Genomic DNA, 14,914 nt, shown 5'->3' with positions numbered 1-14,914 from the left:
CTAACCAAACTACCAGTAGAAGCCGGGCTTCCCGTCCAGCCGATAAAAAGCTCGAGATTTTCTGGAAAGTTAACCTGTTCTATCGATAAGTATTTCCAGTTTTTTTCTGCCAATTTTACTATACTCGATTCTTTTTTTAGCTCTTCGTTTAACCATTCAGCCTGAAACGATGTATAGTTTATCACACCACCATATGTAGAAGCAGCAATATCTGCTCCCGACCCGTTCCCCTGTGTTTTAATATGAGAAATAGCTGCCAATTTGAAAATCAACTTTCTGCTAGGAGGTTCGGGAAGAAACGTAATTAAAATTGCATTAATTATTGAAGTTACAACTGCCGCACTGGAACCAAGGCCGTATTTTAAGCCAGATTCAACGTCATCCAATTCACTATTTACAGTAAGTGAAAATGGTTCGGGAAAAATTTCATTCTCCTTTAAATACGTTAACACTGTTGCAATTGCATCCTTTATAAAAGATAGCCGTGAATCAGAGGTAGAAAATTCAACTCTATTTTCAGTAAACTTCCACTCCAAATTATTTAAATTAAAGTTTTTTAAAGTAACAACATTATTGTCACTAGCTTGAATTTTCGTATAAACAAATCGATCTACAGCCATCACAAGCAAATGATGATAAGGCTCTAGAACTGCAAATTCACCTGCAACCATTAGCTTTCCAGGTGTTTTGATTGTAAAAGTCTTCAAATGAATTCACTCCTGCACGTAGGAAATCCCTTCGCCAACCTTACTTACTATAACATCAGAGACTCCTTCAGTGGCATGTAATTTTTCAAGAACTTTTTCTTCATCTTCTGGTAAGTATAGTACTTTAACATTCGGCCCAGCATCAATTGTAAAATAAGCCGGAACATTTTCCCTTCGCAATTCTTGAACGGTTTGCATAACTGACATCGTATTGTCTTGCCAATATGTAAACGGCGGGTTTGCTCCCAAAGTTGTTGCATGCATTTTCAGACAGTTTGCTTCAGCAATAGAGCCTACTTTTTCAAAATCACGCGCTTTGATTCCATCTTTAATTGCATGTAAGTCTGCTGGTAAACTTTCTAACCAACCATCATAAAACACTGATGTATCAACTGTTCTTTTCATTCCTACACGGCTCGATACATCTTTTTCTTTTGCTGTAAGAACAACCGCAGCTATTCGAATATCCCAATGATCTTGTGGAGCAATTTGGATTGCAAAAGAATCACTGCCATCATTTGCTTCCCCTTTTTCCCATTCTACAAAACCACCATAAACAGAGCGGCAAGCTGATCCAGAACCTTGTCGTGTAAAACGTGATAAATCTTGTTTCGATAAATTTAATTCAAGTGCCTTTGCAGTCGCTGCTGCGAGTGCCGCAAACCCGGAGGCAGAAGAAGCGAATCCGGCTGCAGTCGGAACTTTATTCACTGAAGTAACTTCAGCATAAAGATTTTTTTTATTTGCATATTCCCTAAATAAATCAAGGTATTTCGTAACACGATCATACATGATACCAGAAATTAGTTCGTTGTTTAAGATAAACTTATCTTGTTCAAGCTGTTCTTTAAAATGAACAGTCGTTTCCGTATATAACCCGTCTAAGGTAACAGAAAGGCTGTTATTAGTAGGTAAAATTAGTTCTTCATTTCTTTTTCCCCAATATTTAATTAAAGCAATATTTGTATGTGCTTTCGCGGTTGCACGCATGAAACTTCTCCTTTTAATCTAGGCTGTTTTCTTAAAAGTTTTACTGTCGTTCTGTTGGATCGATATATAGTTGAAGGAAACTGTTGAGTAGTGAAAATTTGTTAAGCTAGTTGGTAAACCGTTGATTTCCGCTGCTAGTTGCAAAGTAAAATGCCGCTACGGCAATACATTCCGCTTTCCGCGGGCGGCTGTTGAGCCTTCTTGTGCTAACGCACTGCGAAGTCTCACCTAGGCTTTCCTCCCGCAGGAGTCTCCGTGTATTTCCTTCGCTGGGATAGATTTGTTAAACAAAAGGAAGTTCTATAATTTGTTACTTCAAACTAGCGTAGGCAGAATACGTAGACTCCTGCGGGAAGAGCACGTGTCTGAAGACCCCGCAGCAGTGGTCTTTCCGCGAGGCAGGCTAAGAGCGCGACGTCCTGTCGCAAAACCTGCACTTGCACGTCCTGTGCTTCGGAGGCTGAAGCCGTGCCCGTGGAAAGCGTAGTATTCTGCCGAAGCGGTTTTCATCACAAATTTAGGTAAGAAGTGAACAAGCACCAAGTCTATTTACCGTTGAGGTAGAATTCAACTACTCATTACTTAACAGTTTATGGATTCTATGTTTTAGAATACAGCCTTTATATTTTTATAACTAAAAGTTCCTAAACGGACAGGAAATCGGTCTTTCACCGATTTCCGTTGAACATTTATTCAGTTTCATTCTTTAAAACGAATGGCCATACTGCTTGCGCTCCAAAATTTTTCAGTTTCTCACTTAGCTGTTTCGAATGGATTTCATTTTGCGCTAAAGCTATGATACATCCACCGTTTCCTCCACCAGTTAATTTGGCGCCTAGAGCTCCTTCTTCTCTTGCAAAATGAATCAGTTTATTTAAACTAGAATCACTTACGCCAATCGCTTCCAGCTCTTTTTGCGCCTCATTTAAAAGATAGCCTAAAAGTTGCTTACTGGATTTTTCAAGCGCCTCTCTTGCTTGATACGTAATATCCCCAATTCGTTCTATTTTACCGTAAACCTTTTGGGGTGTCTGTTTAATTAAATTCCTTACCGTACTAACTGCCGATTTTGTATCCGCCATACGACCTGTATCAGCGACGACAAAATAAAACTCTCCACTTGGTATAATATAATCGATAGGCTCTTCCTTCTTATACCAAATAGGACTATGTGAAGTAATCGTCAATGGGTCAATCCCGCTCGGAGCCCCATGAGCAAACTTCTCAGAAATATTAGCTAGTTGTAATAACTGTTCTTTTGTATATTGTTCATTCGAGTACATAAATAACGATTTTACAATTGCAATCGCTACAGATGCACTCGAACCAAGCCCTTTACCTGGAGGAATAGAGGACTTAATTCGAATCAATAAATCACGGTAAGGAATTTTTAAAATTTTTAAGGTTTGCTTTATCGTACTAACGATACCAGCTAAAGATTTGGGTGCTGACTCTACCGGCCCTTGATAAAGTGAACTATCAAGATACACAGTGCCAATAACACGCTCAACAATCGATTCTACTCCAATTAATGGAAATGGAATCGCGATAGCTGGTTGTCCATGAACAACAGCGTGCTCCCCTACCAAGATTAATTTACTATGTGCTACACCAGTAGCAATTTTTTCTGGTATTGTAATTTTTTCTACACTCATTTTGCATACTCTTCCATTAATTTTTTTGCGTAACCAACACGAATTTCTTTCGACTCAACTAACTTTTCAGCAATAATATCAACTAAGTCTCCCGAAGCACCTGCTGCCATCGCTACAGATCTGGAATGAAGAGCCATATGTCCTTTTTGAATACCATCTGTAACAAGTGCTTTTAGTGCCCCTAGGTTTTGAGCTAAACCTACAGAAACTATCACTCGCGCTAATTCTTTTGCAGAATCTATACGTAAAATTTTATAAGCTAACTTTGCCATAGGGTGTACTCGACTTGCGCCACCTACAATCCCAAGTGACATTGGCAGTTCCAACTCGCCTACTAAATTTCCTGCTTCATCTGTCGACCACGTAGTCATTGAAGAATACTGGCCATAACGAGAAGCGTAAGCATGAGCTCCTGCCTCGACAGCTCGCCAGTCATTTCCCGTAGCTATAATAACTGGATCTATACCGTTCATTATTCCCTTATTATGCGTAACGGCGCGATAAGGATCTGAAGCAGCAAATTCATATGCATGAACAACACCATCACGTACCTCTTCACCAGTAAAACCGTCAGAAGCAAGCAATTCTGGCGGGATCGTACAAGTTGCTTTTGCTAAGCATCGATCCGCATAATTTGACAAAATTCGTAAATATACTTTTCCATCCGTCAAATGTTCTACAACCGGTGCCAGGGATTCCGCCATCGTATTAATGATATTAGCTCCCATAGCATCACATGTATTAACATACAGATGAACAATTAACATTTGGTTATATTTTGAGCCACTTTCATTAATAATACGTACCTCTAGATCCTCAGCCCCTCCCCCTCTTGCGACAAGACTCGGATAGGCATCATTCGCAGCTTTAATCAGTGTTTCTTTTTCAGCCAAGATTGCTCGTTTTGCTTTGTCGAAGTCAGGGCAGCCAACAACCTGAATTTGTCCTATCATAATTCGCTCAGTCGCTTCCGTTTTGAAGCCACCAGCTTCTCGTACTATTTTAGCAATATAACTTGCAGATGCTACGATAGAAGGTTCTTCCACAGCCATTGGAATAATATAATCTTTTCCATCTACCAAGAAATTCAAGCCCAAACCGAGAGGAAGTGAAAAAGTTCCAACGACATTTTCTATCATCTTATCCGCAGTTTTCTCTGGTAAGGAAACTTGATCTAGAAATTGTATCGCATCTTCTTCAGAAAGATCGTATAGATCAATAATATATTGCTTTCTCTCTTCAATCGACATTTTATAAAAGCCAGGAACTCTAGAAGATATTTCCATCCAATTCACCCTTAGAAAGTGTTATCAATAATGCGATTATATTGTATAAAAAATATTTATTACATCATAAACGTAATCTACTATATAATTATACCAAAAACCATCTATAAATTGCTTGTTTATTTACTTTTATTCATTTAATTGATTCTATTATGTGAAAAACTTAACAAAAATGCAAATAAACAAGGTTGTTTATTACACTCCCTTGTTTATCTTCGTCTAATTTCATATTAAATATTATAAATATAGCTGGGCTACTAGGATTCGAACCTAGGAGTGACGGAACCAAAATCCGTTGCCTTACCGCTTGGCTATAGCCCAATCAAATTTATCTATATATAAATGGAGGGGGGCAGATTCGAACTGCCGAACCCGATGGGAGCGGATTTACAGTCCGCCGCGTTTAGCCACTTCGCTACCCCTCCATATAATTTACAGTCTAGGAGAAAATTATTCCTAACAATTAAAAATGCCGGCCAGAGGACTTGAACCCCCAACCTACTGATTACAAGTCAGTTGCTCTACCAATTGAGCTAGGCCGGCATTAGGTAATGACCCGTACGGGATTCGAACCCGTGTTACCGCCGTGAAAGGGCGGTGTCTTAACCACTTGACCAACGGGCCAAAAGTAAGCAGCTCAAAAGCCAACAGATTTCATTATATACAAGCTTTATTTTTTTGTAAAGAGTTTTGTTAAACTTTTTTATTATAAAAATGAAAATGGTTGTAGTATGCAACAATTTGTGAAATCGTTATAATAAAGAAAGTACATATTTTGGAGGTGTCATTAATGTCAGGGCTATTAAACGGAAAAAATATTGTCGTAATGGGAGTCGCAAATCAACGAAGTATTGCATGGGGCATTGCAAAATCCCTTCACCGCGAAGGAGCAAACCTTATTTTTACAAATAGACAAGAACGTTCTTATCAAAAACTGCAAAAGTTATTAGTTGAAAATAATATCGAAGCCAAACTATTAGTTTCTTGTGATGTAGCTAGTGATGAAAGTATTAAAGAGGCTTTTCAAGAAATTAAAGAGAAAGTAGGAACGATTCACGGTCTTGTCCATTCAGTTGCATTTGCAAATCGTGAAGAGTTACAAGGTGAATATGCGGAAACATCTAGAGAAGGATTCTTACTTGCGCAAGAAATAAGTGCCTACTCCTTAGTAGCAGTTGCAAACGAAGCAAGAAAATTAATGACTGAAGGTGGAAGCATTGTAACACAATCTTATCTAGGTGCGGAAAGAGTTGTAAAAAATTATAACGTTATGGGAGTAGCTAAAGCATCTCTAGAAGCAAGCGTTAGATATTTGGCCGAAGATGTAGGTAAGAATGATATCCGTGTAAATGCGGTATCAGCGGGACCGATACGTACGTTATCTGCTAAAGGGGTATCTGGTTTGAATGAAATCCACTCTGTTATTGAAGAAAAAGCTCCACTTAGAAGAAATATCGATCAAGAGCAGGTAGGAGATGCAACGATGTTTTTATTAAGTGATCTTGCACGTGGAATTACTGGCGAAGTAATCCATGTCGATTCTGGATACCATATTATGGGGCTGTAACTCAATTATCATTAGTGTTAAGTTCGTCGTAAAATTGTTTCTTGCGTTCTTCTTAGATCCAATCGAGGCGCACAAGGGCACGTGAAAGCGTCTTGCGTTACCTTTCAAGTGGGTTCTGCTCAATAAAGGAAACGCAAGACCACCTTGTATTATCTTTCAAGTGAATTCTATCTGATAAAGGGCATGCGCGGGTTTCCTCCAGTCAATTCCGTTCAATAAAAGGCATACGAGAACGACTTGCGTTACCTTTTTCTTTTGAAGATCTTATTTATTTTACTCATATAATTCGACAATTTCTTCGTTTAAAACATCTACATTAATTTCTTCTATAACTTTATCCTCTATTTCGTATTCTTCTTTTAATAATAAAATTCTTTTTACGCTTTCTTCTAAGCGACTTTCTGTTATTTCACCAGCTAGAACAGCTGCTTTTATCTGTTCAAAAACAGCTGTTACGTTCTCATATTGATGGGCTACTAAAACAATGTCTACCCCAGCCTTTATGGCATGTACTGCTGCTTCTCCAATCTCATAATCATTTAAAATAGCATCCATCGTTACATCATCCGTTATGACGACACCATCAAAATGAAATTCTTCCCTTAGAATGCCAGTAATTATTTCATTTGAAAGTGTCGCTGGAGCGTCTCCTATTTGCGGGAGCATTATATGAGCTGTCATCACTACATCTGCACCTGCATCAATCGCCTCTTTAAAAGGAACTAATTCAACATCTTTTAATTCCTCCATACTTTTATCTATTACAGGCAATTCTTCGTGAGAATCGATATGCGTATCCCCATGACCAGGAAAATGTTTAATTACAGGAATTACTTGTTCTGCTTGCATCCCTTGCATCGTTTCAACCCCGAGTTCTCCTACCAGCTCGGGATTACTTCCAAATGAGCGCTCTCCAATTACACGATTATTTGGATTGTTATTCACATCTATTACTGGGGCAAAATTTACTTGAAAACCAAAAGCTTTTACTTGCCTTCCCAATACTTCACCTATTTTTCGAGCAAACTCCTTATCGTTTTTTAGCCCAATTTCTTCATTTGTTTGTAAATCGTATAAATTTGGTAGCCTTGTAACGGTGCCACCTTCTTGATCCACACTAAGTAAAAGCGGTATGTTGTTCTGTTTATTTTCAATTTTTAAATCATTTAATAAGTTTAATGACTGATTCGGTTCTTCTAAGTTAGCTGAAAATAAAATAAAACCACCTAATTTATACGTATGAATCAATTTCTTTGTTTGGTCAGTCAAAGTTGTACCTGTTATTCCACCAATAATAAGCTGACCAATTTTTTCATCCAACGTCATTTTTTTAATTTTTTTGGAAATGTCATCGACTTCATTTTTATCCATACTAGCTTCAGTTTCTCCCTCTAATTGTTTCATCGTTTTCGTTATATTTTCTCGCTGTGGATTTGTTGAAACCAGGTTATTTAAATCATTTCCAACATTCGCTTCTAAGGTAATCATTGGATCTTGACTCATAATAAAAAACACAATCAAACTAACGATTATAGCGATCATGGAAACTACTAACCTTTTCACCAAATCACCTCTTGTATCACGTGCATCAAATATTGTCAGTTACTAAAATACCTGCTTTTTTTAAGGCGTTACAAGCAGCATCAATTTTTTCTTGTGAATCTGACTCTATCGTATGTAAATGAATGCCTCCAGTTAAAATTGATAGTGGCGCAGCATTATTTTGTGAAAAACTCTGGACAAACTGTTCTACTTCATACCTGCTTTTCACCATAAGCGAGCCGATCAATTCGCCATAAAAAGGATGTTCTACAATCACATCTACAACGGTAACACCACAGTCTACCATAAGTTCAAGCTCTTTTTTCGTTTCCTCAGGTGTATGTTTACAAACAATCACTTTGCGAAATGTGTCATTCTGAGCTTTCTGTTGATAATATAAATACCCTCGACTAGTCGCAATAATTGGTTCTTCACTCGTTCTAAGTAAAGCAATATCTGTTACGATTACTTGCCTGCTTACACCTGTTTTTTCCGCAAGCATCTTTCCAGTTAGTGGTTTATCATTTTGCTTCAGCAAATCAATGATATATTTTCTACGTTCGTCGCCGGACATATTTATCCTTTTTTCCATTTATATTCCATCCCTTTACTATTGATGATGATTATTTCATAGTTATTTGTTCACATCTTATCACAGATTAATTAACTTGTTGATCGTTATACAGTGTCACTATTGAATAGTTGGTTTGAATAACAATTTGAAATGAGCTAAAATAAGAAATGAAAATGAAAAAGCAGAAATTGTAATGTCTACAGGGGGAGCCATTCGGCTGAGAGTGAACAAATCGTTCTTACCCTTCGAACCTGTTAGTTAATACTAGCGTAGGGATGTAGGTTTTTTGATGGGAAAAATTAATCAATCTAAACGGATACCATCAAGCTCCCCGTAGAATTGCTTTTTTGTATTAAAAATTTGGGGGAGTGTTAAATTAATGAGCTCGAACCGTACTTTATTTTTTATTGAAGTTGCCATTCTGACAGCTTTAGCATTGCTTTTAGATATTATTCCTTTTTTAAAATTTAAACTTTGGCCAGCTGGTGGTTCTATTTCATTAGCAATGATTCCTGTATTCATTCTCGCCTTTCGTTGGGGTCTAAAAGGCGGAATCCTTTCAGGGTTCTTATGGGGTATATTGCAGATTGCAGTAGGAGACGCGTATATTCTTAATTTTTGGCAAGGATTAATTGAATATGGATTTGCTTTTACTGTCTTAGGATTTGCGGGAATTTTTGCAAAATCTGTTCAACAGGCTGTGAAACAACAGAATAAAAAAGAGTTATTGAAGTTTATCATTGCAGGGATTCTTGTCGGGGGTTCATTACGTTTTCTTGCCCATTTCTTTGCAGGATTTATATTCTTTGCCGACTCAGTACCTGAAGGCCAACCAGCTTGGCTATACTCCTTTATTTATAATTGTTCGTACATGATTCCGGCGATGATTATTTGCATTATTATTATCTATTATTTATTTAACAAACAACCAAGAATGCTACTTAAAAATTAAAATATATGTAAAAAATAGATAACCTGTTTAATTAATGGTTATCTATTTTTTATTGAATAATTTTAAACCTTAAATTGATGTGTTCGTTTATTTAAATCCTCCGCCATCGTTGACAATTGTTCCATTGCTAAGGTAACTTCTTCGATGGCAGCAACTTGTTCTTCTGATTGTGATACAACTCCAGATGTGTTATTAGCTGTTTCTGTTGAAATTGATTCTATTTCTTTCATTAATTCAGCAATCTGTTCCACATCATTTGTTATTTGTGAAATTCCATTATTCATCAAATTTATTTCAGTCGATACTTCATTAATCGATGTTTTAATGTCTTGAAAAGCCTTTCCAGCATCCTGGATAATATCAGTTCCTATTTTCACAGAATCAATACTTGCGCTTGTTTCTTCTACAGCATTTATCGTATCGGTTTGAATATCATGAATTAAGCCACCGATTTTTAAAGTCGCTTCAGCCGATTGCTCCGCTAAATTTCGTATTTCATTTGCTACTACCGCAAAGCCTTTTCCACTTTCCCCGGCATGTGCAGCTTCAATAGAAGCATTTAGTGCAAGCAAGTTTGTCTGCTCTGAAATTTTCGTAATAATACTAACAATATCACTAATTTCGTCAGATTTATCGCTCAGTTTTCCCATCGAGTCAGACATTTGGACAGAGCTTAAATTAATAGTTTCCATTTGTTTAATAGATTCAAGAATCATTTTTTCGCCGTACCCAGCTTTTTCAGTAGCATTTTCAGAAGCTATATGTAAATCCTTAGATTTGTTATTCATACCTTCTGTGTTATTAGAAATTATCGTCAAAATTTGGTTCGCATTATGTACAATACCTACCTGTTCTTCTGATCCCGACCTTACATGATGGATGGAATGTAAATTTTGTTCTGCTGTAACAGAAACTTCTTCTGCACTAGCGGACAATTCTTCTGAAGTAGCGGCTACTTGCGTCGAACTTAACGACAGATCTCCGATAATCGCCTTCAGATTATCTGCCATTTTATTTAAATCGTTGGACAGTTGACCAATCTCATCTTTATTTTTTATCGATAACTTCTCAACTGTCAAATCACCTTCAGCAACACGATTTGCAAAATTTGCAATTGAATGAAGAGGCTGTGTTGTTTTTTTAATAAGAAAAATTGTCGCTACACCAGCTAATAAAATAGGAATAATTGCGGTTAAAAAAACTCCCTTTAATCATATCCCATGTACGAGAATGCAAGATACTAGATTCAAAATCAATTGCACTAATAGCGATGATATCTTTATCCGGATCATGATCTTCAAAAATAGGTGCATACCCTGTTAAACGTTTCATCCCACCAAACTCATACACTTCTGAGTAAACAGGTGCTTTTGTTATTTGAAGCTGCTCCAAATCTTCATCACTAATATAAAAAGCATCACCCGAATTAAAACCTTGTTCCAACATATTTTCATCAACAGCTAAAAGTGTCCCCTCAAGATCCATTATGTATTGTCCTTCAAAAATATTTTTATGTTGAATCGTCCAGTCAATACTTTCGCCTACCTGTTTAGCCGCCTCTGTATCACCTGCTTTAATTCTAGCGAGATCTTCAGGGTCAATTAGTGCTGTTGTAATATTCGCACAGCCATATAATTCTACCCCCGCCGCTTTAGTAATTTCCTTATAATTCGCACTATACATTGAAAGAAAAATAATTAAAATACAAAAAATAAGAATACTCATAATAATTAAGCCCAATCTTCGAGTAAGAACATTTTTATTCGACATTTTTCCTCCTTATCTCTCATTCTACTTAATCAGTGAATAAGTTAGGACTTTAAAAGTGATCCTTTTTCCCTATGATAACAGATATAAGCCCCAAGGGAAAATGCCTACCCTGTACAAAAGTTTCATAATTGAAAAAAGATGCTTGTTTATGTAAGGAAAAGTTAATAATGGGAATGGATATGAGTAACTCAACTTTCGCATCAATAAAATGAGTGACTTAATGCGGAGTCGTTTTCGATAATGCGGAATGGATGAAAATGGATGCTGAGTCGTTTCTCAAAATGCGGAGTGGCGGCCGATAGATGCTGAGTCGTTTTCTAAAATGCAGAGTGGATACCGAGGGATGCTGAGTCGTTTCTCAAAATGCAGAGTGGCGGCCAATGGATGCTGAGTCGTTTTCCATAATGCAGAGTGGATCCCAAGGGATGCTGAGTCGCTTTCCAACATGCAGAGTGGCGACCGAGGGATGCTGAGTCGTTTTCCAACATGCAGAGTGGCGACCAATGGATGCTGAGTCGTTTCTCAAAATGCAGAGTAACTGCAAAGGGATGCTAAAGTCGCTTTCCATAATGAAGAATGACAGCCGATCAATTCGTGATGTATTTTCGTCCGTTGCGGTAAGACATTCGCTATTCGAAATCACTGCAGCAAACGTCACACATTATATAGATCTACTCCATCTAACGTTAAAATCTAGTCGAACAAGAACTGAAAAAGTTAACAAAAATAGAACCACAATTAATGCGATTCTAAAGTAAAATTAACTCTTCCTTATATAAATGCGGCTAAGAATTCTCTTTTGGGAGACGGTCCGTTTGAAGCAACTCTAATCGCAAAATAGCTGATAGAGAAGTACACAGTTAAAAGTATTATTTCCCTTCAACAACGTCTTTAAATATTTCATAGGAACGTTTTTGTTTATCTTGATCAAAAATATACGTGACAGCCATGATTTCATCAACATTATATTTTTCCTGGAAATTCGTCAATTGTTTTCGGATAGAATCCTTGTTTCCCAAGAAGGTCACACTAGTCATCGATGAAACTGCTGCCTTTTCTTGTGAACTCCAAAGTTCATCCATATTATCAACAGGTGGAAGTAATGGTTCCTGGCCTCCACGGACAACATTTAAGAAAAATTGCTGTAACGTTGTTAACTCCCTTTTTGCTTCTTCATCACTTTCTGCAGCAATTACATTAAGACATACCGTCATATGCGGAGAATCTAAATAGACTGATGGCTTGAATTCTTTACGATATATGGAGATCGCTTCTTCCATATATCTTGGCGCAAAATGGGATGCAAATAAATAAGGTAATCCTAGTTCAGCTGCTAAATAAGCTGAATTTGGAGAAGATCCTAAAACATAAAGCGGTACATTTGTATTAATAGCTACGTTTGCTTTTACATGTCCTTGATCTTTATCTGACCCAAAGTATTGAAGGAGCTCCTCGATATCTTTTGGAAAAGAATATACGGAATCCTCATTATGAGATCTTCTTAGTGCACTTGCAGTTAACATATCTGTACCTGGAGCTCGTCCCAAGCCCAAATCTAAACGATTAGGATAAATGTTTGCCATTGTTCCAAATTGTTCTGCTACAACTAACGGAGCATGATTAGGTAACATTATACCACCAGCTCCAACTCTAATTTTTTCAGTATGTTCTAATATATGTTTAATCAATATAGACGTAGCTGAACTTATTAATGAAGCGGTATTATGATGTTCGGCAATCCAGAAACGTTTATACCCCATTATTTCCGTCGCTTGCGCCAAATTAACCATGGAATCAATTGCCTCTTTCGTACTTTCGCCTTTTCTAAGAGGTCCAAGATCTAAAACTGAAACGGGTATATTTATATTTGCCATTTTTAAATTCTCCTTTTGAAACCTTGTTTGCTTTTCTGATTTACATTTTAACAAACAATCAAGTAAATAGCAGATTATGTGATTGTTCTCTTTGAAAGGGTTAGTTTTAAAACAATCAAAAATGATTACAAATAAAAGAAGCTAAACTTTGACAATAAATGATTATTTCCTGGGAAATAACTAAAGTTTTTACATAATTTTTGATACGGGAAAGCCCATGCAGGATTTTTAGCCCACCTTTAGGTACAGGATGAATATGTGGAACCCTTAAAAAGCCCGACCTTAATGGGGAAAGCTATAGCTTTTATTATAATTTGCACCAAACGTTCAACTTACAACGTAAAAAAAGTAATCGCGCCAGGATCAATGGTTGGCTATTACTTCTTTTCAGTAAAAGTAAAACTGGCCAGCTGCTCTTTATGCGGTCTATAGTTGCTAGCACTCAAGCAAGCTGCTGCATTATAGTGTCAGACGCCAATCTCTGTTGCGTTATTCTTTTACTTTTAACCCTAACAATGCTGCGAATGAAATTGCTTGTTCCGGGGAAATGACACACCCTCTCATATTTCCAATATCATCTATATTAATTCGTTCAAATGTACACGTACTGATATCAATTCCATTGAGCGCGGTCAAGGTAAAGTAGATTTCATTCATATCGCATTGATTAAATTTCACCTTGTTTAATTTGCAGTCATAATAGTTCGCACTTTGCAACGATGACTGATCAAATAAAACTTGATTTAATTTAGCTTCTACAAACTCATTAAAATTTAAAATACAATTTTCAAAACGGATATTTTTTAAATAAGCATTAGAAAAATCCATCCCGAGTAATTTACAGTTTTTAAAAGTAACCCTATGTATAATACCTTCCGCAAAGCTAGTATTCGATAAATCACAGTTTTCAAAAACGACATCCATCATATCCACCTTTTTAAATGTAGATTGCAAAAGCCTGGAACTTTTAAATGACACCCTTGATAGAGTCAACCTTTGAATTTCTGCATTATCAACAAATGCATTGCTAATCATACCGTCCATTAAATTTGGTTCTTCTTCATTATAAACATCTTGAAAATTAACTTTTTCCAAGTTTGATTGGATTCTAGGAAGCTCAATTTTAAATCGATCTGACATAATGGATTCCCGCCTTTACCAACATTTGATTTTAACTAGACTAAATAGATAGAGTCTCAGATATCTATTATAGCAAAATTAATATAAATTGACTGTTAGCTGGAAAATGTGGTCTCCTCTTTACAGAAAATCATATTGGGTGTTATTTCTTTGTTATGAGAATATGACGCCAATTTATGTCAGAGGACAAATTAAAAAATGTGATAAGGGGAAAGAACACACGATCTAACTTCTGTTAATTTAATAGTTACTATGGTGAATAACACCAACAACTACATATGTATAGTGGGCGGTTGGCCATCTTCCTGAAGAAGGGAGGTGGTAAAAATGACGACCTTCGAAACACTAAGCTTAGTAGTACAATTCAGCTTATCAATAGTTGCTGTATTTAGTTTAATTATTACCGTCGTCATTTTCCTAGACAAAAAGAAGTAACCGCCCCTCTGCCAATGGTTAGCGGATTACTTCTTTTTAGTAATTGAAACTTATTGGTCAGCCGCTCTTTATGCGGTCTGTAGTTGCCGGTACTTGAGCAGTTCGCGCTGCTTGAGTACCTATTTCTAATTATAGAATAAAATGAAAAAAATATACTGTCAATTGTTTCATTTTTTAGTAATATATTTGATGATTTGTCCGTTCACCGCCCTACTAATATTACTCTCGCAAGTTACCGCTCAATACTTGTTTCTCAATAAATCATGCAGCGATATGTTTTATACTCTATCCCAAAAACGTTGCTTTGCAATGGCAGAAACAAATTCTTCAGCGAAGTTTGGGTTATTTGCGGCAAAAACAACACCAGCTAAATTATTTTCAGAGGACACTTGAATAAATGATTGACCTGTTGAGGCAACACC

The 14,914-nt window shown here is 36.8% G+C and carries 13 protein-coding genes, 4 tRNA genes and 1 riboswitch; of the genes, 3 read left to right on the top strand and 14 right to left on the bottom strand.

Features of this window, described 5'->3' with window-relative positions:
- The 8 genes from ACPYKA_RS11555 to ACPYKA_RS11520 all read right to left on the bottom strand — a co-directional run.
- Window positions 1-707: phosphomevalonate kinase (locus tag ACPYKA_RS11555; protein WP_479542432.1), on the bottom strand; the 707-nt coding region annotated here is incomplete at its 3' end.
- A 6-nt stretch (window positions 708-713) separates the two neighbouring features.
- Entirely contained in the window at window positions 714-1,697 is a 984-nt protein-coding gene (mvaD, locus tag ACPYKA_RS11550) for a diphosphomevalonate decarboxylase (RefSeq protein ID WP_479542431.1), read from the bottom strand.
- Window positions 1,698-2,386: 689 nt separating this feature from the next.
- Window positions 2,387-3,352 (bottom strand): mevalonate kinase, encoded by a 966-nt coding sequence (gene mvk / locus ACPYKA_RS11545; RefSeq protein WP_479542430.1) that lies wholly within the window; start codon window positions 3,350-3,352, stop codon window positions 2,387-2,389.
- Window positions 3,349-4,638 carry a hydroxymethylglutaryl-CoA reductase, degradative gene (locus ACPYKA_RS11540; RefSeq protein WP_479542429.1) on the bottom strand — a complete coding sequence of 430 codons (1,290 nt, stop codon included), beginning with the start codon at window positions 4,636-4,638 and terminating at the stop codon, window positions 3,349-3,351. Before ACPYKA_RS11540 ends, mvk begins: the two co-directional genes overlap by 4 nt.
- Before the next feature lie 249 nt (window positions 4,639-4,887).
- Window positions 4,888-4,959 (bottom strand) — tRNA-Gln (locus ACPYKA_RS11535).
- Between the two features lie 22 nt (window positions 4,960-4,981).
- Window positions 4,982-5,063: transfer RNA gene (locus tag ACPYKA_RS11530), tRNA-Tyr, on the bottom strand.
- 45 nt (window positions 5,064-5,108) lie between these two features.
- Window positions 5,109-5,181, bottom strand: a tRNA-Thr gene (locus ACPYKA_RS11525).
- Between the two features lie 9 nt (window positions 5,182-5,190).
- Window positions 5,191-5,262: transfer RNA gene (locus ACPYKA_RS11520), tRNA-Glu, on the bottom strand.
- Window positions 5,263-5,428: 166 nt separating this feature from the next.
- Between ACPYKA_RS11520 and fabI the strand changes: the two genes are divergently transcribed.
- Complete coding sequence (gene fabI, locus ACPYKA_RS11515) at window positions 5,429-6,205, top strand: enoyl-ACP reductase FabI (protein WP_479542428.1); 777 nt, start codon at window positions 5,429-5,431, stop codon at window positions 6,203-6,205.
- A gap of 273 nt (window positions 6,206-6,478) precedes the next feature.
- On the opposite strand, the gene nagZ is transcribed toward fabI, so the two are convergent.
- Together nagZ and ACPYKA_RS11505 are read right to left on the bottom strand one after the other, a co-directional pair.
- Window positions 6,479-7,768 (bottom strand): beta-N-acetylhexosaminidase, encoded by a 1,290-nt coding sequence (gene nagZ, locus ACPYKA_RS11510; RefSeq protein WP_479542427.1) that lies wholly within the window; start codon window positions 7,766-7,768, stop codon window positions 6,479-6,481.
- A gap of 25 nt (window positions 7,769-7,793) precedes the next feature.
- Complete coding sequence (locus ACPYKA_RS11505) at window positions 7,794-8,339, bottom strand: 3H domain-containing protein (protein ID WP_479542426.1); 546 nt, start codon at window positions 8,337-8,339, stop codon at window positions 7,794-7,796.
- Between the two features lie 174 nt (window positions 8,340-8,513).
- A riboswitch (TPP riboswitch) is annotated at window positions 8,514-8,614 on the top strand.
- 86 nt (window positions 8,615-8,700) lie between these two features.
- Here ACPYKA_RS11505 and thiT point away from each other — a divergent pair.
- Complete coding sequence (gene thiT, locus ACPYKA_RS11500) at window positions 8,701-9,273, top strand: energy-coupled thiamine transporter ThiT (protein WP_479542425.1); 573 nt, start codon at window positions 8,701-8,703, stop codon at window positions 9,271-9,273.
- 62 nt (window positions 9,274-9,335) lie between these two features.
- Here the strand turns inward: thiT and ACPYKA_RS11495 are convergent, their stop codons facing one another.
- The 4 genes from ACPYKA_RS11495 to ACPYKA_RS11480 form a co-directional block, all read right to left on the bottom strand.
- Window positions 9,336-10,388 carry a methyl-accepting chemotaxis protein gene (locus ACPYKA_RS11495; RefSeq protein WP_479542433.1) on the bottom strand — a complete coding sequence of 351 codons (1,053 nt, stop codon included), beginning with the start codon at window positions 10,386-10,388 and terminating at the stop codon, window positions 9,336-9,338.
- 25 nt (window positions 10,389-10,413) lie between these two features.
- The gene (locus tag ACPYKA_RS11490; protein ID WP_479542424.1) at window positions 10,414-11,043 is read right to left on the bottom strand and encodes a hypothetical protein; all 630 of its coding nucleotides are present in this window, start codon (window positions 11,041-11,043) and stop codon (window positions 10,414-10,416) included.
- A gap of 869 nt (window positions 11,044-11,912) precedes the next feature.
- On the bottom strand, window positions 11,913-12,917 hold the full coding sequence (locus ACPYKA_RS11485) for an LLM class flavin-dependent oxidoreductase (protein ID WP_479542423.1): 1,005 nt from the start codon (window positions 12,915-12,917) through the stop codon (window positions 11,913-11,915).
- Window positions 12,918-13,406: 489 nt separating this feature from the next.
- Window positions 13,407-14,057, bottom strand: coding sequence for a pentapeptide repeat-containing protein (locus tag ACPYKA_RS11480; RefSeq protein WP_479542422.1), 651 nt, complete (start codon window positions 14,055-14,057; stop codon window positions 13,407-13,409).
- 327 nt (window positions 14,058-14,384) lie between these two features.
- On the opposite strand from ACPYKA_RS11480, the gene ACPYKA_RS11475 reads away from it, so the two are divergent.
- The gene (locus tag ACPYKA_RS11475; RefSeq protein WP_479542421.1) at window positions 14,385-14,492 is read left to right on the top strand and encodes a putative holin-like toxin; all 108 of its coding nucleotides are present in this window, start codon (window positions 14,385-14,387) and stop codon (window positions 14,490-14,492) included.
- Window positions 14,493-14,914: the final 422 nt, after the last annotated feature.

The organism is Pseudogracilibacillus amylolyticus (SeqCode) (genome assembly GCF_051918545.1).
Classification (GTDB): Bacteria; Bacillota; Bacilli; order Bacillales; family Amphibacillaceae; genus Pseudogracilibacillus.
This window is presented reverse-complemented; position numbering and strand designations above follow the sequence as displayed.